The following is a 20,664-nucleotide window of genomic DNA, read 5'->3' as shown; positions in this document are numbered from 1 at the left end:
TCCATTATTATATAATAAAGCAAGGAGAGTTTCTTTTGCGAAATGAAAAAATATTAATCATAGACGATGAACCAAGTGTACGCCGTTTGATTTGGAAAGCACTTCAGTCAACAGGGATTCTAGTGTATCAAAGTGATTCAGTAGAAAAAGCGCTAGATATCATCACTCGAGTCGAGTTTGATCTATTTTTGTTGGATATCTGTTTGGAGCATGAAAATGATGGATATCATCTTGCTCAAATGATCCGAGAAGCGAATCCATTTACGCCTATTTTCTTTTTAAGCGGTAAAACAAGTGAGCAAGAAATCATCAATGGCCTTGAAGTTGGTGCAGATCAATATTTGACAAAGCCTTTTTCGTTGGATCTTTTACGTGCTCAAGTTGTTGCGGCGTTGGATCGTAACAAAGTGATTCGGAATCATCATTCGACAGCTGAAAAAAAAGAAATCATTGTTGGCGATTTTCGTTTTGATCAAAATCGCTACCAACTTTATAAAAATGGACAGCCTATCAAGCTTTCTTCCAAGGAAATCCAATTGATGCGTTTCTTTATGCTGAATCCGGACCAGGTTTTTTCGAAAGAACAGATCTATAGCAGCGTCTGGGAAGATGGCGAATTTGACGCAAACACGATCATGGTTTTTGTGAATCATCTAAGAAATAAAATTGAAACCGACCCCAAAAACGCGCAGTATATCAAAACTGTTTGGGGGATCGGCTACACCTTTTTACCAGAAGGGGAAAACAACTTTTCTAAAAATGAAAAATAGATCCCTAATGAGAGTAGATCTGCTGAACCACCTGGACTGAGATAGCGGGTGGTCAGTTGCTGATCATATTCTTTTAATTTTTTGACTAGTTGCACATAAGAAAGTCTAGATTTCTGTAAATCTAAGCTTTCTTTTTTTATCTCTTTTAAAGCATCTCGCCCCCCACGATGGAGGATATTGCTGTCTTCCACCTCACTCATTAAATACAGTAATGCACGTAAAAGTAATTCCTCTTTCCTGAGTTCTTGGTGTTTGCGCAAAAAACACATCAATTTTTGCAGTGCCGGATATCCGTTCGCCGCTTCCCCACGAATACCAGATATTTGGTACTTCAAATACAATTCTTCCCCATAAGACAAGTGTTGCTTGGTTGTTAATTGTTGAAAATCTTTGGCGACTACGTCTTGCGTGATATCTTGTGAAAGTGACAGTATCTTTTGAGTATCTTTAGCAGCAAAAGGGAGGTGTATATTCGACTGCAGATGAAGTCCGGTAGCCCCTAGTAAAACAGCAAAAGAAAAGTTGGCTCCTTTATGTGTATTGATCCCTTTTGTTGCTTTTAGCATAGCTGTTTCCGCCATTTTTCCAGTTTCACGCAAAGAATCGAATAATAAAGAAGGCTGACCGCGATGTGTCAAACCTAAATAGAGATATTCCTTGAAGAATGGGCGCAGGCTTTGGATGCTCGCAAGAAACATTTGGAAATCCATGTCACGGTGGGCCCCGTTTGAAAAGCGATCTACGAGCCCAGGTTTTGGCGACAATGCAACTTCTTCGTATAAAGCCGTTTCCGCATAGTTACTGATCGTAAGTAATTGTTCATCCAATTTTTTGTCGCTCCATTTCCGCTAGTATGAATTGCAATGAATGATCTAAATGTTCCTGCGTGATCATCTTTATCTGTGCAATATTGTTTGTTTTCATCCCTCGATAAATCAACCAATGTTCGGCTAAAGCAACACTGCGTCGTTCAGAAGAACGGATCGAAATATCACGAAAATAAAGTAGATAAGAGCGTAATTCCATCACGATTCCTTTTAAACGTAACATCTGACTTTTTTCATAAATGAAGGTATTGAAATCTGAAAAATTGGCTAACAATTCATCAACACGGTCTTCTTCGTTCAATTTGTCTCCATATGTCAGTAATTCTTTTAATTCCAGAAAATCTTTCTCATCCATTTTTTCCATTGCTTTGATTGTTGCCAATGTATCAAGAGATTTGCGTATATCAAAAATTTCATATGCATCTTTTTTACTGATTCCTTTGACTACGATCCCGATTTTAGGTACATGTTCGACCAACTGTTCATCAACTAATTGCCTTAACGCATAACGGATGGGTGTTCGACTGATATTCAAGGTATCTGAGAACTCTTTTTCATTGATTCTAGAGCCTGCAGGGATTTGACCTAAAATAATCGTTTTGCGAAATGCTTCATACACAAGAACTTTTAAAGGCTTGTTCTGCGAGAAGTCTAAGTTTTGTCTGACGTTTTCAATCATTGCATTCATTTGTCAACTCCTACTCTGATTCGTTCAAATAAACGGCATTTATTGTAAGGCACCTTTCATCAATCAAGAGGAGATCAGTCACTCAACTTTTTATTGAACAGGAACTTCGTAATAAACGCCGTCTATCTTATCTACTTATAAGGAACTAATCGGTTCATTATCGGAATCATAACGAAAAACATAACTAAATTCAACCCTAAATTTTCTACTAGCTATTTTTGTTTATTGTGGAATATAAAGTGGCATATGGCCTAAAAGTACGATCGTCACTACAAAGATGATGAAGATACCTAAGGCATATTTTGCAGATTCTTTCTGCCATTGTCCCATATCTAAGCCAGTCAAGCGTAAAAGCAAGTAAATAAATGCGACAAGTGGGCTTAATAAGTGGAAGGCTTGTCCCATCAATGAAGCAAGAGCCATCTCCATATTGGTAAATCCATAGGCTCTTCCTGCTTCAGCTAAGACTGGCAAGACCCCAAAGTAGAAACCGTCATTGGAAATAAAGAATGTACCTGGAGCAGAAATCAAGGCGATGACTAATCCCCAGAAGCCTGCCAGTTGTTCTGGAATGATCGTAGTGAAACTATTCGCTAAAGCAGTTGCCATCCCTGAACCTTGGAACAAGCCCATGAAGACACCGGCTGCGAAGACTAAGATAACTACTTGAACAGCGTCTCCACCATTTGCACCAATACGTGCAGATTGGTCTTTTAATATTGGATAGTTGATCATCAACGCGATACATGTACCCACTAAAAACAGTAAAATCGGCGGTAATGCGATCGTATCGATAAACGAGCTTGCTACAAGCCAAGCAATCAAAAGGATCGTTAACAATCCATTGAAAATAAAGTTGTGCGGACAACGAATTTTTAATGTATCAGGATCAGTGATCGTGGTCATCTCTTCGATTTCTTCAGTAGTGAGTTCTGTGATCCCTAAACGTGCCCGTTCTTGTTTTCCCATTCTCCGAGCAACAAAGAAGGTAACATAAAGCAGAGAAAGAACCATACCAGGCAGAAGATAGGTCAAGATGTCAGCATCTACTTCTAATACTGCCATCGCACGTGCTGTTGGACCACCCCAAGGCAAAAGATTCATGATCGTGTTTTTTAGGATGATCAAAACACCTAGATTCATCATCTTCATATTCAACTTCTTATAAATCGGAATAAATGCAGAACAGCAAATCAACGTGGTGGTTGTTCCATCGCCATTCAATGAAACGGCTGCTGCAACGACTGCTGTAGCCATCAATACTTTCATCGGATCGCCTTTAGCAAAATAAATCATTTTTTTAGTGATGGGGTCAAACAGACCTGCATCAAGCATGATTGAAAAATATAAAATAGCAAAAAGCAACATGATCCCCGTGTTAGCGGTAGTAGAAATCCCTTCTAAAACAAAATCACCAATTGAACCTTTCTCAGCGGCACCTGATACCATCGCAAAAAGTGTAAAAATCAACGGGATAAGGACTAAAGAAGTAAAAGGAGACATCTTCTTTTTCATAATAACGAACATAAAAACAATGATCATAGCATAAGATAAAACAGTAAGTAACATGGTGTTCCTTCCTCTCTAACTAAAATAAAAATCTGTAAGCGTTAACAAATAATCGTAAAAAAATAAGTTCTTATTTGTGATGATATAAACAAATTTGGAGCCTCTCCTTTCTTTTTTACTTTCTTTGATGTGGTTAAGAATAGTCAAAATTTTGAGAGAAGAAAAGAGGTTCCTAGAAAAAGAACAGGAAAAAAACAATCCAGAGAAACAAATCTTATCGCTTGCTTAAAAAGTTCTTAATGAAATATTAATGCTATAAAAAACGCTTAATATCAACGTTTTAACTAGTTTTTAGAAAAAATGAATAAAAAGAAACAATGAAAAAACAATTTATCCTACAATTCACACTAGCCGTATCTCGAGTAATTTTTATAATTAAGAGTAAGTCAGAAAAATAGAAAGGAGAGGAGAAATGGGGATCTTCGAAAGATTGTTCAAAAAAACACAAAAAGAAGAGAAATTTATCCAACCGAGCAATCAACAAGAAAAACATCGTGTGTTGACCGATGAATGGGAAGCGGTTCCAGAATATATACCGGCTCCCCCAGAAGATTATGACTTAGTTAGTGTGATTGCTACGGCGATCGTCGCAGGTGATCGACCAGATAGTCAATTTATTATCAAAAGTATCAAGCAAAAGAATCCTGAAGTTGTCCTTACTTCCGTAATTGCGGCAAGTATTATGGCAGGGGAATCTCAGCAATCACAATTCATTGTCAAAAATATAAAGAAAAGATCAAAATAATGGAGGAAATAACATATTGCGAAAATTTAAAATTACAGTAAATGGAACAGAATATTTAGTAGAGATGGAAGAAATCGGCGCACCACAAGTTGCTAGTGTACCGCAACCAACCGCACCAACTCCGGCAGTAAATCCAGAACCAGTAGTTAAACCAGCAGCACCAGTTCAAACCAGTGCTGCCACAGCAGATGCGATGACTGCACCGATGCCTGGTACGATTCTTAAAATCCTAGTTAATCCAGGAGAATCCGTTCAAGAAAACCAACCATTGATGATCTTAGAGGCAATGAAGATGGAAAATGAAATCGTTGCTGGAAAGTCAGGAATTGTTGCTGGCATCTATGTTTCAACGGGGGATATGGTCAATCCAGGAGATGCGCTGATTACAATCAATTAATTTAAAGAAAAGAGGAAGTGACGTTTATGGAGACTTTGTTAGAAGGTGTGATGGGGATCGGGGCTGAACCTGGTCGCTTGGTCATGATGATCATCGGTGGCGTGCTGATGTATCTGGGAATCAAAAAAGAATATGAGCCAACTTTATTAGTACCGATGGGCTTAGGAACGATCTTAGTCAATTTTCCGAACTCAGGAGTATTGAGTGCCGGTGGAGAGGCGGGGCCATTCCAAGTACTCTTTGATATGGGGATCAATACAGAACTTTTTCCATTGCTATTATTTATCGGGATCGGTGCAATGATCGACTTTGGTCCATTGTTGCAAAATCCATTCCTATTGTTATTCGGAGCCGCTGCTCAGTTTGGGATCTTTTTTACGATCATCATGGCGGTGTTGCTAGGATTTGATTTAAATGATGCTGCATCTATCGGGATCATTGGTGCGGCCGATGGACCTACTTCTATTTTTGTAGCGAACACACTGAACTCAAAATACATGGGAGCAATCATGGTTGCCGCTTACTCCTACATGGCGTTAGTGCCAATCATCCAGCCTATAGCCATCAAAGCAGTAACAACTAAAAATGAACGTCGGATCAGAATGAACTATCGAGCAGGTGAAGTCTCACAAACAGCGAAGATTCTTTTTCCAATTGTGATCTCGATCGTTGCTGGATTGATTGCACCAGTATCGCTGCCACTTGTAGGTTTCTTGATGTTTGGGAATCTGTTAAGAGAATGTGGCGTATTAGATCGACTTTCTATTACTGCGCAAAATGAACTGGTCAACATTATCAGTATTCTTTTAGGGTTATCGATCTCAGTGAAAATGCAATACGAAGAATTCCTGCAAATCGATACGTTGATGGTCATTGCACTAGGATTAGTGGCGTTCATCATGGATTCAATCGGTGGGGTGTTGTTTGCGAAGTTATTGAACCTTTTCCGCAAAGAAAAAGTCAATCCAATGATTGGTGCAGCAGGTATCTCTGCATTTCCAATGTCTAGTCGAGTGATCCAAAAAATGGCAACAGATGAAGATCCGCAAAACTTTATTTTGATGCATGCAGCAGGCGCGAATGTTTCGGGACAGATTGCATCTGTTATCGCTGGTGGGCTGTTATTAGCCTTATTAACTTAAGAAGGAGGAAGACAGATGACACATGATTTGTGGGTATCATTAGAACTATTACTTTTCGGTTGGGGCGGTGTTTTTGCAGTTATCTTGATCATCTACTTAGCCTCATTAACTTTAGCAAAACTGTTCCCAGTAAAAAAATAAAGAAGGGATCAAATGGAGAATCTAAAACGTTTGTGGTTAGCTCAAGATAAAAAAGCATGGCAACAATGGTGCGCGCTGTTAGAAAAAACAGGTCTGCGCACAGATGAACCAGTCGAGTATACGGTGGGCATTTATGAACAAGGCCAACTGATTGCTACAGGTTCTTATCAAGGGAAAATCATCAAATGTCTTGCTGTTTGTAAGAATTATCAATCTGAGAATCTTTTAACAAGTATAATCACACATTTAGTGGAACGATTAAGAGCGGTGGACCAAACCCATCTGTTTGTATATACAAAGCCAGAGAATCAAGCGATTTTTCATTCTTTGGGTTTCCAAGAAATATTAACGACTCAAACGATCAGTTTCATGGAATTTGGAGCGCCTTCCTTCAACCAATATGAAGCATATTTGCGAAGTAGAAAAAAAGAAGGGGAAAATCAAAGTGCAATCGTGATGAATGCCAATCCTTTCACCAAAGGGCATCAATATTTGATTGAGACAGCAGCTGCTGAAAGTGAACAAGTCTATGTCTTTGTTCTATCAGAAGAGCGTTCTGAATTTTCTGCAAGAGATCGATTGGAAATGGTGAAAATGGGGGTTGCACATTTAAAAAATGTGGTGGTGTTGACGACCAACGAGTATCTCGTATCGTCTGCCGTATTTCCTGCTTATTTTCTAAAAGAGCGTGCGCCATTAGAACTTGCTCAGCTACAGGCTACCTTTGATGCACAATTGTTCAAGCAAAAGATTGCACCAATCTTAATGATTAAAAGGCGCTATGTCGGTGAAGAACCATTTTCGCCAGTAACGAATAAGTATAACGAAGCAATGAAAGCTGTCTTTTATCCAGAAATAACTTTGACGATCATTCCTCGCTTACAGGTTGATGATTCGATCATCAGTGCGACAAAAGTTCGTGAAGCCATTCAAAAAAATGACTTGCCTCTTTTAAAAAAATTTCTGCCAGAGACGACTTACACGTATTTGCATAAATTGAAAATAATCAAGGAGTGAAACGAATGGAAATCAAAAAAATCGCTTCTGCCGGTACAGTAGAATCAAGTGATATTTTAATTACTATTGCACCCAATGAACAGGAGCAAATCGAACTTTCATTAGAAAGCAGCGTGGAAAAACAATTTGGGAAACAGATTCGTCAGATGATGACCACTACCTTACAACAATTGGGGATTACACGAGCAAAAGTAACAGCAGTGGACAAAGGTGCCTTAGATTGTACGATCGTTGCTCGTTTGATTACTGCTGTCCATCGCGCAGCGGAAGAAGAAAGTTATGTTTGGAAGGAGATCGACTCATGGAACGTTTAAGAAGAACGATGATGTTTGTTCCAGGTGCAAATGCGGCAATGCTTCGCGATGCGCCACTATATGGAGCAGATTCCATCATGTTTGATCTAGAGGATGCGGTTTCATTAAAAGAAAAAGATGCAGCACGGACACTTGTCCATTTTGCTTTAAAGACCTTTGATTATTCAGCAGTTGAAACAGTTGTGCGAATCAATGGATTAGATACTGTCGGAAAACAAGATATTGAAGCAGTCGTTTTAGCAGGTGTCAATGTCATTCGATTACCTAAAACAGAGACATCTCAAGATATCATTGATGTGGATGAAGCAATTACACTAGTGGAAGAAAGCAATCAGATCCCAGTTGGTACAACAAAAATGATGGCAGCGATCGAATCTGCAGAAGGTGTGTTGAATGCACGAGAAATCGCGCAAGCATCTACTCGACTGATTGGGATTGCTTTGGGCGCAGAAGATTATGTGACGAATATGAAAACAAAACGATATCCAGATGGGCAAGAACTGTTTTTTGCACGAAATATGATTTTACATGCGGCACGAGCAGCAGGAATCGCAGCAATCGATACCGTTTATTCTGATGTAGACAATGTCGAAGGCTTCCAAGCAGAAACAAACTTGATCAAACAGCTAGGTTTCGATGGGAAATCCGTGATCAATCCTCGACAGATCCCATTAGTCAATGCCATCTATGCACCAACGGAAAAAGAGATCCAACATGCAAAAGAAGTGATTTGGGCAATCAACGAAGCGGAAGCAAAAGGTTCTGGTGTCATTTCACTCAACGGAAAAATGATCGACAAACCAATCGTAGAACGGGCGCAACGAGTGATTGCACTTGCAAAAGCAGCCAAATTAATCTCAGAGGAGGGGATGTAAAGATGGTCAGAAACAAAGCGGGAAAAGAGATCCCTCAAGAAATCGCTGAACATTACGATATTTTCGAAGGAGAATTGGCGCATATCACACCATATGATGAAGCCAGTCGCAGGATCGTGCCAAGAAAACCACGAGAAACAAAATTAGTAGGCAGTCTACGTGAAGCAATCGAAAAAACAGGGTTAAAAGACGGCATGACGATTTCCTTCCATCATCATTTTCGTGAAGGTGATCGAGTGATGAACCAAGTATTGGCAGAAATTGCGCACATGGGCATCAAAAATCTGACGATTGCGCCAAGTTCCATTGCAAATGTACACGAGCCCTTGATTGAGCATATCAAAAACGGAGTAGTCACAAACATTACTTCCAGTGGTCTAAGAGATAAAGTCGGGGCAGCTATCTCTGAAGGAATCATGGAGAATCCAGTGATTATTCGTTCACATGGTGGACGGGCTCGCGCGATTGCCACTGGGGATATCCATATTGATGTTGCATTTCTAGGAGCGCCTAGTTCAGATGCTTATGGAAATGCGAATGGTACGGTAGGAAAGGCCATTTGCGGCTCTCTGGGCTATGCAATGGTTGATGCGAAATATGCAGATCAGGTAGTCATCATCACAGACACGCTTGTTCCTTTCCCGAACACCCCCATCAGCATTCCACAAACGGATGTTGATTTTGTAGTGGAGATTGATGAAATCGGTGATCCAGAAGGAATTGCTAAAGGTGCCACTCGTTTTACAAAAAATCCCAAAGAATTATTGATTGCTGAATATGCAGCGAAAGTAATCACGAATTCGCCTTATTACCGTGAAGGTTTCTCCTTCCAAACAGGGACAGGAGGCGCAGCACTAGCTGTTTCACGCTTTTTGCGAGAAGCAATGATCGAAGATGGGATTACTGCAAGTTTTGCTCTTGGCGGAATCACGAATGCCATGGTCGAATTATTAGAAGAAGGCTTAGTTGGAAAAATCATCGATGTACAAGATTTTGATCATTCTTCTGCGTTGTCGTTAGGGAAAAATGACCAGCATTATGAGATTGATGCCAATATGTATGCATCACCTTTAAGTAAAGGTTCAGTGATCAATCAGCTAGATACGGCTATCTTATCTGCTTTGGAAATCGATACGGATTATAACGTCAACGTGATCACTGGGTCCGATGGGGTGATCCGTGGAGCTTCTGGCGGGCATTCAGATACGAGTATGGCATGTAAAATGAGCCTAGTTATCGCTCCGTTAGTTCGTGGAAGAATCCCTACGATCGTGGATCAAGTCAATACAGTGGTCACACCAGGCTCAAGTATCGACGTCGTAGTCACAGAAGTAGGTATTGCGATCAATCCAAACCGCTCAGACTTATTGGCTCATTTTAATACCGTAGATATCCCACAATTCACGCTGGAAGAACTAAAAGAAAAAGCCTATCAAATCGTTGGCACGCCCGAGTCAATCGAATATGGGGAAAAAGTAGTCGCTTTGATCGAATACCGTGATGGCACGATCATCGATGTGGTCAAAAATGTCTAACGAATTATTTAAAGGGCACACGATTACTTTAGAGCAAATGCTAACTGCGCGATCCAACAGAGCGGAAAGACAGAAAAAGTTATTAGGGCAAGATAAAAATCAAAGTCTGGTTTGTTTGACCCTGAATATTCCTGGGCCAATCAAAAATTCATATGAATGGCAGAACGTCTTTCTCGTCTTGGTGAAAGAAATCGAACATGCTTTTTCAGAAGAAGAAATGGGCGCAAAAGTACTCCATCATGAATGGACAGGTTCAGAGTATTATTTAAAACTCAATGTAACGCAAAAAGAAGCGAAACAAAAAATGGTCGTGATCGAAGAGGAACATCCATTTGGTCGATTGGCAGATATCGACGTACTCGCATTTACAGAAAATATTCAACCTCTTACCCGTGAAAAATTGGGATATCCTAAGCGAAAATGTTTGCTTTGTACAGAAGAAGCGAAAGTATGCGGCCGTTCAAGAACGCATACGGTGAAAGAAATGCAGTACGCAATCCAAGCAATCGTAGACAAAGAAAGGAGACGATTTTATGAAAAAAATCCAGTTCATGGAAACCGTTTTACGTGATGGCCAACAAAGCTTGATTGCGACACGCATGCCAACAAGTGATATGTTGCCTATCTTAAAAACAATGGATCAGGCAGGATACCATTCTCTAGAAATGTGGGGAGGGGCAACCTTTGATTCCTGCCTAAGATTTTTGAATGAAGATCCCTGGGAACGATTACGAACGATTCGTAAAGAAGTGAAAAACACAAAATTACAGATGTTGCTACGAGGACAAAATTTATTAGGGTATAAAAATTATGCGGATGATGTCGTGCGTGATTTTGTTGAAAAATCGATCCAAAATGGGATAGATATCATTCGAGTATTTGATGCATTGAATGATACCCGCAATCTACAAACTGCGATCGTTACAGCCAAAGAAGCAGGTGGGCATTGTCAAGCAGCTATTTCTTATACGACAAGTCCGATCCATACAGTCGATTATTTTGTCCAATTAGCAAAAGAAATGGCGGATACAGGCGCGGATTCTATCTGTATCAAAGATATGGCTGGTGTATTGACCCCACACACTGGTTTTGAATTAGTTAGCCGTATCAAAGAAACGATTGATCTACCTTTAGAAGTCCATACGCATGCGACCAGTGGGATTGCTGAAATGACGTATCTGAAAGTCGCTGAAGCAGGAGCTGATATCATCGATACGGCCATTTCTTCTTTTGCTGGCGGAACAAGTCAGCCTGCTACGGAATCGGTAGCGATGACGTTAGCCGAAATGGGCTTTGATACTGGTTTAGATATGGACAAAGTGGCGCAGATTGCTGAACATTTCAATCCTGTACGTGACCGTTTTAGAGAAGAAGGCCTTTTGAATCCCAAAGTGAAGGACATCGAGCCTAAAACGTTGATCTACCAAGTTCCAGGTGGTATGCTCTCGAACTTGCTTAGTCAGTTGACCGAACAAGGACTTCAAGACAAATATGAAGATGTTCTGGCAGAAGTACCAAAAGTTCGAGCAGATCTGGGTTACCCGCCACTTGTTACGCCACTTTCTCAAATGGTAGGTACACAAGCACTGATGAATGTGATCTCTGGTGAACGCTATAAATTAGTGCCCAGTGAAATCAAGGATTACGTTAGAGGGCTTTATGGAAAAGCTCCAGTACCGATCAGTGAGGAAATCAAAGAACTCATCATCGGTCAAGAAGCAGTTGTTACTGTTCGACCAGCTGATTTGATCGCACCACAACTACCGGAATTTCGTAAGGAAATTGCAGAATATGCGAAAACAGAAGAAGATGTTTTGATGTATGCTCTATTTCCAAAACAAGCCAAAGATTTTCTAGGGCGCAGAGAAGACCCGTTTTACGATGTACCTCTTCAAACAGTAGAAGTGAAGATCGATTTTTCAGCATAAACATAGCATAGGCGATCAACTTTCATAAGAGGCCTAAACAGTAGTGGTTCACTGAGAAATATAAAGGGATTCACGAAAAATTACTCTTCAAACTTTTGTGAATTTCGGTTTTCGAAGGCTTCTGCTTCTATCATCTATTCGTGCTTAAAGAGGTCAAGACAAAAATCGTTTAGGTTTGAGAAATTGGAGAGAAAAACGAACAATACATTTTTTGTATTGCTCGTTTTTTTTTTTGAAATTTCTGAAAAACCTGAATTTTGGATGCCGTTTATTCGAGAGTCTGCAGCAAACCTGATTTTTAGATTTGTCCCATATTCTCTTTTTTTTTATGTATACACACATTAAAGGCATGTACTCGAATTTTCGAAAAGTGTGTGGTGCTGTGAACATCAGTCAAAAGTAAGCTGCTTGATCTCATATTTCTTCTACAGTTACTTTAAAGTGCCTATAGTACTTAAAAGTGCGTACTTCCTAAAAAGGTAGATTGTCTTGTATAATTGTCAATCACAGTCTATGAGAGGAGATTCAGTGATGATTAAAAATTTACAAGATACAGTTTTATTGAATAATGGAAAGAAGATGCCTGGACTAGGTTTAGGTGTTTTTCAAATACCCAATGAACAAACAGCTGCTATCGTTTCTGAAGGCATCAAAACTGGGTATCGCTTGATTGATACCGCTGCTGTTTATGGAAATGAAGAAGGAACAGGTCAAGGGATCAAAGAAGGACTAGCTGCCACAGGCTTGAAGAGAGAAGACCTATTCATTACTTCAAAAGTTTGGAATGCTGGTCTTGATTATGAAGAAACACTAATTGCTTTTGAAGATAGCTTAAATAAGTTAGGATTGACCTATATCGATTTATATTTGATCCACTGGCCAGGAACAGATGACCAATATATCGAAGTATATAAAGCCTTAGAACACTTATATGAAGAAGGAAAAATCAAAGCAATCGGTGTAAGTAATTTTGAGATCCATCATTTAGAAAAATTACTTTTAGAAACCACGGTCAAACCCGTTGTCAATCAAGTAGAGTTACATCCTCGGTTGAATCAACAGGAACTACAAGTTTTTTGTGCGGCAAATGATATTTTGATTGAAGCTTGGTCCCCATTGATGCAAGGAAAAATCTTAAAAGAACCAGTCTTACAAGAAATCGCAGAGAATCATCATCGCTCAGTCGCCCAGATCGTCTTGCGTTGGGATATCCAACACGAAATCATCGTATTGACGAAATCAGTAAAAACGGAACGTTTGATCAGCAATGCTGCATTATTTGACTTTGAATTGACAGAAGTAGAGATGCAAATGATCGATGAATTAGACCAACACCTACGTGTCGGTCCAGATCCAGACACATTTGATTTCAAGTAGACTGCACAAGCTATTTTTGAGAAAGGGGTAATTGATCATGGAAATGGGTTTAAGTAAAAAACTGGTACTTGTCACAGGTTCGACGAAAGGAATCGGAAAAGCAATTGCAAAAGAGTTCGCAAGAGAAGGCGCCGATGTAGTCATCAACGGACGAAAAGCAGAAGATGTCGCAAAAGTCGTTTCAGCACTGAAAGAAGAATTTCCACAGACGAATCCTCAGGCAGCACCATTTGATATAACAGACGAAACTGCACGAAACCAATTATTGGAACAATTTCCAGAAGTAGATGTATTAGTCAATAACATGGGGATTTTTCAGCCAATGGAATATGAAGCAATCACTGATGCTGTTTGGAATCGATTTTTCCAAACCAATGTTTTGTCTGGAAATGCATTAGCGAAACATTATCTGCCTAAAATGCTAGAGAAAGACTTTGGCCGAATCATTTTTATCGCAAGTGAAGAAGCCATCATGCCTTCAGGGGAGATGCCTCAATACAGCATGACAAAAACAATGAATCTATCACTAGCTAAGAGTCTCTCTAAATTAACAAAAGCCACGCATGTTACGGTCAACACGATCATGCCAGGTTCTACGTTAACGGAAGGGGTAGAAGCTATGCTGGAAGAGATGTACGCACAATCTGATCTGCCAAAAGAAGAATGGGAAGCTGATTTTATGAAGAACCATCGACCTTTGTCACAAATCCAACGATTGATACGTCCAGAAGAAGTAGGACGTTTCGTGACATTTATCGCTAGCCCTTATGCCTCTTCTTTTTCTGGAGAAGCTCTACGGATCGATGGTGGTCTGGTGCCAACGATATTTTAACTGAGTGCTTGCCTGTCTTTTTTGAGAATCTAGTTGCACTGTGTGTTTTTAGGGTTTTGAATCAGGCAGTCCGAAACTTATTTTTCTATTGTATCTATCGTTCTTTTGCATAATATACTGCGAAATCGAAGCCTTTTTGTGCTACGAAAAAGAGGCTGGGACAAAAGTGTTTAACTCCGAGAAATAAGAATAAATTAACGAAAATTGCTTTTTAAATTTTTGTGAATTTCGGCTGATTTAAGAAGGAGTTGCTTCTGCTCCCACCGTTTATTCGTTTTTAAAGAATGAGACAAAAGTGTTTTTTACTTTTGTCCCACGCTCTTTTTATGTTTGTAGCTATACAAAAATCGATGAATAATTAAGAGGTAACAACATAAGTAACAAGCAATGTTAAGAAAAAATAAAGAAACTCCTGTTATACTAAAGAAAGCATCTGTTTTCAGATACATAAAACCACTATTCATAGCGAAGTATAGACAGAAAAACTTAAAAAAACTCACGTTTGAAAATCTTATGAAATGTGTGTTTTAGAAGGAATATTTCGAAGACTGGTTTGTTAGAAATAGGCGAAACAAAAAATAGTACTTATGTAGTTGAACGATTCAAAGTTATCTATAAAAAAGAGATTAAAAAGAGGATTCTTCAGAATTAAGCCAACCTGCTTACAAATATAAAAGCCGATTTTCAAAGCTTCATGGTGTGTTTTGCGGTAGCCCCTCTTTTTAGTTATCTTAGACGAGGAGTGATTCATTGCTTAAAACATATTTTCGATTCAACAAAATAAAGGACAACCCTTTTAGGATCATGAATTTGATGATTCTTATTTTTTTGGTGTTATGGCTAGGATATATCAATCATAATTTTTTGATTTCTAGCTTTTCTTCACTAGGGATTTTTACATTTTTCTATTACCAAAACATACCGATGAAGTATTTGCTCAAACGAATGTTGCTTATTGGGTGCGGGTTACTCATTGCGTTCATGCTAGGTGTGTTATCCACTTATATCCTGTGGCTTGAACCATTTGTCGTCGCTACGGTTGCTTTTTCCAGCCGTTTTATTTTACGGTTGTTTCATATTTCCAAACCGGGCGGATTATTTTTTGCGATGTTGTCTGCAATGGGAACGAGTATGACTTTGCCAATTGCGCAACTTCCTCAAATTTCGCTGTTCTTCTTTATGGGCGTTGTATTTTCTTTGATTGCAGCCATCATCACAAAAGTATTAGACACACGTCCAGAACAAGTAATCGATACAACAACATTAAAAGAACGTTTCCACCATGATCCACTAGTTATCATTGATTCTGTTTTTTATAGTGCGGCTCTTTTTCTTTCCGTCTACGTTAGCCATGGCTTGAAACTGCACAATCCTTACTGGCTAACACTTTCTTGTGCATCGATCCTACTAGCAGAAAACTTAGATGCGATGAAACATCGACAAGTCCAATACCTGATTGGGTCGATGTTAGGGTTGATCGTTTCAGCAATTTTGTCGTTGATCCCTTTTACGCAACTAGAAACGATTTTTTTAATCACCTTCCTTTATGGGATCTCTCAATTTTTAGTAGCAAGAAACTATGCAGTCGCAAACATTTTTCTAAATCCGATGGCATTGATGCTCTCGACTCTCATGAGAAATGCGTATTTATTTTCTTTGATCGAATATCGTTTCTTGGGTATTTTGCTGGGAAGTTTCATCGGACTAGGAGCGGCATGGGTAATGAATGTCGGTTTACGCCACTACTTAGCCGTTGTGAAAAATAGCCTGAAAGAATGAAGGTAAGTAAAGGTAGTAGGTTCAAGGAAGAGTTTCACGAAAGAATATTTTCGACTCTATGTGAAGGGCGTCTTTGATCCACTACATCAAAATTATTTATAAAAGCAATTGGTATTTATTGGGAAAAAACTTTCAACTAGTAATTCACGATTCATGAAAGAAACGACCAATATCTTAAAGGGATATAATGTGTTGCGTTATAGTAACAATCTAAAAATCATCCCCGAAAAAATAAGCGTATTTTCAAACAATCTTGTCGAAGATAAGGTTGAAATCGCTAAAGTCAAAAATAAAGTGACAAGTTTTCTAGTATTTTCTAGTTTAGTCAGTCAAGTTTTAGTCGATATATTGAGGGGCTATCTAGTTATTATTGGTCAAACTACGCTAGGGGCGATCAGTTCTAGTGGAAATTTAGCGGCGAATATTTTTAATTCCATTTCACTAACAGGACAACAGTTTATCCAACTGAAATCTGCTAATCCAATTGTCGCAGATTTTTTTGAAGAGGTTGAGCCGGAAAAAGAAAAAAAGCTTTTACCAGATTTCAATACAGTGAAATTAGAACAAGTTACTTTTGGCTATAAAGAAGACAAGCCCATTTTAAAAGATATCAATCTCGTCATTGAAAAAGGGAAAAAGTATTTATTGATTGGAGAAAGCGGCGGAGGTAAGAGCACGTTGCTGAAACTCATTTCTGGAGAATTGACGAACTATCGTGGAAAGATCTTATTGGATGGGAAAGAACTACAAGATGTAGATACTTCTGCTTTTCTACAGTATATTGACCAAAATACGTACTTATTCAATGCTACCTATGAAGAAAATATCACTTTGTGGCAAGATCATCCATCTGGTGCACTTGAAAAGGCAATGAAGCGGGCAGCAATTGACTTTATAACGGAACCAAGTGATTTGATCACCGATAATGGGGAAAATGTATCTGGAGGACAAAAACAGAGAATAAGCTTGGCAAGAGCGTTTATTCAAGAAAAAAACTTCATTTTAATGGACGAAGGCACTTCTTCATTAGACCGGTCGAATGCTTTAATCATCGAAAACCTATTACTAAGTGACCCAAACCTAACAGTGATCATTGTCAGTCATCATCCTTTTCCTGAAAACAAAGATAAATTTGATCAAATAATTACAATTGAACGATGGCAAGATCAACTTAAACATGAAATGACAAATGGCGATCGTAAACCTCAATCTAATTAAAAAATAGAAGCAACCGAGAAAAGGTGATCTTAAAAGTCATCTTTTCTCGGTTGCTATATAGACTTATTTCTTCACTTGGAAATCATAGAGATGTTCATTATTGCGCCATAAAGTAGAATGAACGGTACGCTCTTTTTTTTCGTTGAAAGTCGTTAAATTCAATGTCCAAATGTCAATGTTATTTTCTTGATCATAGCTTGCAATAGCGATGTTTTGCTCATCTATAGGATCAACAAAGAAGACTCCGGTTAGATCGATAGTGATTCGGTGTTGTTTGCTGATTTTTCCGGTTTCTAAATCAATAAAATAAATGGTGCTATCACTAGCGAGATACACCAACTGATTATTATAGATAAAGCCACCATTTGAGTAAGGAAATCCTGAGTTATCGATAGTTATGTCTGGTGATAAGTCTGTAAAGGTACATTGTTTTTCTTCCATAGAATAATGAAAGAGTTTGCTTTGATAATCTTTAGCGGAATTGAAGGCAATGCCGTATAGTCCATCTTTGTAGACAACCAAGTCATAGACAAAAATGTATTCATGATTTTCATCATGTGGGAAAGAACTAGCGAATTGGGTGGTTAAATCTCCTTCAACTAAGGTATGCTGATAGAGAAGGATAGCTTCTGTGTCTTCATGTAAAGTATATATTTGTTGGGAATCATGACCGAGCCCGATAATGAATTTGTTTCTACTGACGTGTTTATCATCAACATAAAAATGATTGCCATAAGAACCATCGTCTGAATAGCCATGATTGAAAATTTTGACAACCGTTTCTTCAATCACCATTGTGCTAATACCTGTATGCTCTTTTGTGGTGCGTTTTGTTTTCATCACTTCATTTGTTTCCGGTGTATAGATATAGTCATATTGACGATCAGAGGTGTGGATTTGATGATTCAGTTGCGTAAAGCTGCCTAACTCCAGCCCGCTAGTTTTTAACAGCATCTGATTTTTGTCACCAACTCCGATCAATCTACCAGAGGTCAAATATTTATCCATTGTTGTGGAGAAATATAAAAAGTAGTCATACGTACTAGCATTTTTTTGATCGGTAGTATGAAAGGTACAGCTAGATAAAAAAAGAAAAGCACCGGATAGTAGCAGAAGGTATTTTTTCATAGAATCCCACCTTTCTGAAATGCTATTTAAGCTCTTTTGTTTGCAGCAGTGTACAGAAAAAGAAATAAGGAATAAATTTGTTATTCGCTTCTTTTTATTATTTCCGCTTTAAGCATATTGTTTGCTAATCACGTGAGTGGGTATTTTTTAAAGAATGGAGTGTGCTTATTTACTTACTTGGAAATCATATAAGTATTCATTGCTACGCCACAAAGAAGTGTCTATTGTGCGTTCCTTTTTTTCTTTGAAAGTTGCTAAATCGAGTGTCCATATATCAATGTTATGTTCTGCATTATAGTTTGCGATTGCAATCATTTGTCCATCAATGGAATCAATAAAAAAGTGTCCAGTTAAATCAATATCAGTGTAATATTTTTTGTTGATCTGTGCGGTTTCTAAGTCAATAAAGTATATGGTGTTGTTTCCAGAAAAATAGACGAGTTGGTCTTTGTAAATAAAGCTACCATTTGCTGAAAAAAATCCTACGTCTTCAAATTTTATCTCTGAAGCTAAATTTTTTAAATTGTGCATATGATCCGTTAGAGAATATTGAAATAAGTAGGGGTTACCAGAAGACAAATCAAAAACAACAGAGTACAGGTTATTATGGTAAACTGCCAAATAATAAGAAAAATGATAACTTTCTCTTTCGGAATTAGGGAATGTGCCGATGAACTCGCTGATTAATTCGTCTTGATGGAAGTAGTGACGACTAAGAGATAATTCATTTAAGTCTGTTTCACCTAGAGTGTAAATATTGTTTAGGTCATTCCCCACGATGTAGATGTATTCCTTTATAAGATAATTTTTCTGATTCATATATATATGTGTATGATATTGTCCATTCTCCGAATACCCATGATTAAAAAGTTTAATAACTGTCTCTTCAATCGCCATTGTTTTAATGCCGGTATGCTCTTTAGTTGCTCGCTTTACTTTTTTGATTTCCCCAGTTTTAGGCGTATAGATATAATCATATTGTCGATCAGAACAATGGAGTTGCTGGTCCAATTGCGTAAAACCGCCTAGCTCCAAGCCGCTTGTTTTTAACAACACTTGGTCTTTAGCGCCAACTCCGATTAATCTGCCAGAAGTCAAATATTTATCCATTGTTGTGGAGAAATATAAAAAGTAGTCATACGTACTAGCTTTTTTTTGATTAGTAGTATCAAAAGTACAGCTAGATAAAAAGAAAAGAAAAGCACCGAACAGTAGCAGAGGGTATTTTTTCATAGAATCACTTTATAGGTCCTTGTATAACTAGAGTCACGTATATCAATTGGGTAAACACCTGTCCCGCCATTTCGGTCGATATCGATTCCCGCCTTTTGGATGTAAGCACTCCAAAGCAGTTTTGAACAATTTTTAGCACCAGTATGCGCAGTTTGCCGGTTAGTCACAAAGTTGTAAGAATAGGCATCTTTCCCAACACGCGAATTTGCCCAATCTGCAGCAGCATTTCTCTTTGCTTGTGTCGTATTCACCAATTGCATGACTGCATTTTTTTCAACATTTCTACTCTTGTAAAATATTCTTCTCACGCCAGTGGAGGGGATAGATTCAACGATGGAATCTCTTGTATGATAAAGTCCTACATGCCCATGCTGAATACCTAAGGTGGAGGAAGGCGTATAAAAAATATCCCCCTTTCGATCAGCAGAAGTCAAATAACGTGCACCTGAATTGCCACCGCGTAGTCGTGATTCTCCTTGTTCTTCTGCTATCGTCTGTTCTAATTCATTCAAGGCGAGGTCAATCACCTCTGTCTCTGATGTACCCATGCTTTTTGCTGTTTCTTCGATTCCCTCCATTAATTCTTCTCGGGATAAACCTGGCTGCAATTCCAACAACTGATCGATTTTTGATGTTTCTGTGGCACTGACGAATGTTCCGCTCAATGCTAGTCCTAAAGTCAAACAAGCAATCAATAGTTTCTTCATAACTCTTTCCACCTTTCCTAATTATATTTACAAAGAAAGCGTATACTATTTAAAATAAAATAAAAAGAACCAAAGCGTTGCTTTATTCTTTCGATTTCTGTTTTTTCGGTATACTGGTAATAAAAAGGAGAAGAAAAACAAATAAGGGAGGCAAAAATGATGGAATTTGCACGTTGGTTGCGTCAGAAAAGAGAGAAAAACGGCTATACTCAAGCTTTTGTAGCGAAACAATTACATATTTCTAGACAAGGAGTATCAAAATGGGAAAACGGGAATGCTCGACCGTCTTACGAAATGTTACATAAAATTTTTTGCTTGTATCAGTGTACAGAACAAGAAATCAAAGTGTTATTTGATAAAGTTGGTGAGAATAAAAAGTGACACCAATGGAAATGAAACAGGCATTAGTACCAAAAAAGATTATAGAGAACGGTCAGTCAGC

22 protein-coding genes are annotated in these 20,664 nt (G+C 38.5%); 16 read left to right on the top strand and 6 right to left on the bottom strand.

What is annotated here, in order from left to right; all coding sequences use genetic code 11:
* Window positions 1-35 precede the first annotated feature (35 nt).
* Window positions 36-770: a response regulator transcription factor gene (locus tag IGI47_RS01360; RefSeq protein ID WP_016177146.1), complete on the top strand. Its 735-nt coding sequence runs from the start codon at window positions 36-38 to the stop codon at window positions 768-770.
* On the opposite strand, the gene citG is transcribed toward IGI47_RS01360, so the two are convergent.
* The 3 genes from citG to IGI47_RS01345 all read right to left on the bottom strand — a co-directional run bounded on the left by citG (window position 719) and on the right by IGI47_RS01345 (window position 3,854).
* Entirely contained in the window at window positions 719-1,597 is an 879-nt protein-coding gene (gene citG / locus IGI47_RS01355) for a triphosphoribosyl-dephospho-CoA synthase CitG (protein ID WP_311931303.1), read from the bottom strand. The genes IGI47_RS01360 and citG overlap by 52 nt on opposite strands.
* Window positions 1,590-2,285 carry a GntR family transcriptional regulator gene (locus IGI47_RS01350; RefSeq protein ID WP_016177148.1) on the bottom strand — a complete coding sequence of 232 codons (696 nt, stop codon included), beginning with the start codon at window positions 2,283-2,285 and terminating at the stop codon, window positions 1,590-1,592. The genes citG and IGI47_RS01350 overlap by 8 nt, the downstream gene beginning before the upstream one ends.
* A 222-nt stretch (window positions 2,286-2,507) precedes the next feature.
* A complete protein-coding gene (locus IGI47_RS01345) occupies window positions 2,508-3,854 on the bottom strand; it encodes a CitMHS family transporter (RefSeq protein WP_438783110.1) in 1,347 nt (448 codons plus the stop codon).
* A gap of 412 nt (window positions 3,855-4,266) precedes the next feature.
* Between IGI47_RS01345 and IGI47_RS01340 the strand changes: the two genes are divergently transcribed.
* The 14 genes from IGI47_RS01340 (at window position 4,267) to IGI47_RS01275 (ending at window position 17,154) form a co-directional block, all read left to right on the top strand.
* Window positions 4,267-4,599, top strand: coding sequence for a hypothetical protein (locus tag IGI47_RS01340; protein WP_438783108.1), 333 nt, complete (start codon window positions 4,267-4,269; stop codon window positions 4,597-4,599).
* 13 nt (window positions 4,600-4,612) lie between these two features.
* Window positions 4,613-4,996 (top strand): acetyl-CoA carboxylase biotin carboxyl carrier protein subunit, encoded by a 384-nt coding sequence (locus IGI47_RS01335; protein WP_311931306.1) that lies wholly within the window; start codon window positions 4,613-4,615, stop codon window positions 4,994-4,996.
* A gap of 26 nt (window positions 4,997-5,022) precedes the next feature.
* On the top strand, window positions 5,023-6,138 hold the full coding sequence (locus tag IGI47_RS01330) for a sodium ion-translocating decarboxylase subunit beta (protein WP_081133676.1): 1,116 nt from the start codon (window positions 5,023-5,025) through the stop codon (window positions 6,136-6,138).
* Between the two features lie 15 nt (window positions 6,139-6,153).
* The gene (locus IGI47_RS01325; protein WP_016177153.1) at window positions 6,154-6,279 is read left to right on the top strand and encodes an OadG-related small transporter subunit; all 126 of its coding nucleotides are present in this window, start codon (window positions 6,154-6,156) and stop codon (window positions 6,277-6,279) included.
* Between the two features lie 12 nt (window positions 6,280-6,291).
* Window positions 6,292-7,296 (top strand): [citrate (pro-3S)-lyase] ligase, encoded by a 1,005-nt coding sequence (citC, locus tag IGI47_RS01320; protein ID WP_438783107.1) that lies wholly within the window; start codon window positions 6,292-6,294, stop codon window positions 7,294-7,296.
* A 5-nt stretch (window positions 7,297-7,301) separates the two neighbouring features.
* On the top strand, window positions 7,302-7,610 hold the full coding sequence (gene citD / locus IGI47_RS01315; RefSeq protein WP_438783106.1) for a citrate lyase acyl carrier protein: 309 nt from the start codon (window positions 7,302-7,304) through the stop codon (window positions 7,608-7,610).
* Window positions 7,598-8,485, top strand: coding sequence for a citrate (pro-3S)-lyase subunit beta (gene citE, locus IGI47_RS01310; RefSeq protein WP_311931308.1), 888 nt, complete (start codon window positions 7,598-7,600; stop codon window positions 8,483-8,485). The genes citD and citE overlap by 13 nt, the downstream gene beginning before the upstream one ends.
* A gap of 2 nt (window positions 8,486-8,487) precedes the next feature.
* On the top strand, window positions 8,488-10,020 hold the full coding sequence (gene citF, locus IGI47_RS01305) for a citrate lyase subunit alpha (protein WP_438783103.1): 1,533 nt from the start codon (window positions 8,488-8,490) through the stop codon (window positions 10,018-10,020).
* Complete coding sequence (gene citX / locus IGI47_RS01300; RefSeq protein WP_311931310.1) at window positions 10,013-10,591, top strand: citrate lyase holo-[acyl-carrier protein] synthase; 579 nt, start codon at window positions 10,013-10,015, stop codon at window positions 10,589-10,591. Before citF ends, citX begins: the two co-directional genes overlap by 8 nt.
* A complete protein-coding gene (locus IGI47_RS01295) occupies window positions 10,554-11,948 on the top strand; it encodes an oxaloacetate decarboxylase subunit alpha (protein WP_142421663.1) in 1,395 nt (464 codons plus the stop codon). The genes citX and IGI47_RS01295 overlap by 38 nt, the downstream gene beginning before the upstream one ends.
* A gap of 531 nt (window positions 11,949-12,479) precedes the next feature.
* The gene (locus IGI47_RS01290; protein ID WP_311931311.1) at window positions 12,480-13,325 is read left to right on the top strand and encodes an aldo/keto reductase; all 846 of its coding nucleotides are present in this window, start codon (window positions 12,480-12,482) and stop codon (window positions 13,323-13,325) included.
* Between the two features lie 37 nt (window positions 13,326-13,362).
* Window positions 13,363-14,157 carry an SDR family NAD(P)-dependent oxidoreductase gene (locus IGI47_RS01285; protein ID WP_311931312.1) on the top strand — a complete coding sequence of 265 codons (795 nt, stop codon included), beginning with the start codon at window positions 13,363-13,365 and terminating at the stop codon, window positions 14,155-14,157.
* A 750-nt stretch (window positions 14,158-14,907) separates the two neighbouring features.
* The gene (locus IGI47_RS01280; RefSeq protein ID WP_438783101.1) at window positions 14,908-15,936 is read left to right on the top strand and encodes an FUSC family protein; all 1,029 of its coding nucleotides are present in this window, start codon (window positions 14,908-14,910) and stop codon (window positions 15,934-15,936) included.
* A 189-nt stretch (window positions 15,937-16,125) separates the two neighbouring features.
* Window positions 16,126-17,154, top strand: coding sequence for an ATP-binding cassette domain-containing protein (locus IGI47_RS01275; protein WP_438783099.1), 1,029 nt, complete (start codon window positions 16,126-16,128; stop codon window positions 17,152-17,154).
* 63 nt (window positions 17,155-17,217) lie between these two features.
* Here the strand turns inward: IGI47_RS01275 and IGI47_RS01270 are convergent, their stop codons facing one another.
* The 3 genes from IGI47_RS01270 to IGI47_RS01260 form a co-directional block, all read right to left on the bottom strand.
* Window positions 17,218-18,282, bottom strand: coding sequence for a hypothetical protein (locus tag IGI47_RS01270; RefSeq protein WP_311931315.1), 1,065 nt, complete (start codon window positions 18,280-18,282; stop codon window positions 17,218-17,220).
* Window positions 18,283-18,447: 165 nt separating this feature from the next.
* The gene (locus tag IGI47_RS01265) at window positions 18,448-19,515 is read right to left on the bottom strand and encodes a hypothetical protein (RefSeq protein ID WP_311931316.1); all 1,068 of its coding nucleotides are present in this window, start codon (window positions 19,513-19,515) and stop codon (window positions 18,448-18,450) included.
* Entirely contained in the window at window positions 19,512-20,222 is a 711-nt protein-coding gene (locus IGI47_RS01260) for a hypothetical protein (protein ID WP_438783096.1), read from the bottom strand. The genes IGI47_RS01265 and IGI47_RS01260 overlap by 4 nt, the downstream gene beginning before the upstream one ends.
* Before the next feature lie 159 nt (window positions 20,223-20,381).
* Between IGI47_RS01260 and IGI47_RS01255 the strand changes: the two genes are divergently transcribed.
* A complete protein-coding gene (locus IGI47_RS01255; protein WP_130095940.1) occupies window positions 20,382-20,603 on the top strand; it encodes a helix-turn-helix domain-containing protein in 222 nt (73 codons plus the stop codon).
* The last annotated feature ends 61 nt before the right edge of the window (window positions 20,604-20,664 follow it).

The sequence above is a fragment of the Enterococcus sp. AZ191 genome (assembly GCF_051713845.1).
GTDB lineage: Bacteria > Bacillota > Bacilli > Lactobacillales > Enterococcaceae > Enterococcus_B > Enterococcus_B durans.
The sequence above is the reverse complement of the archived record's forward strand: the minus strand, read 5'-3'. Positions and strand labels throughout refer to the sequence as shown.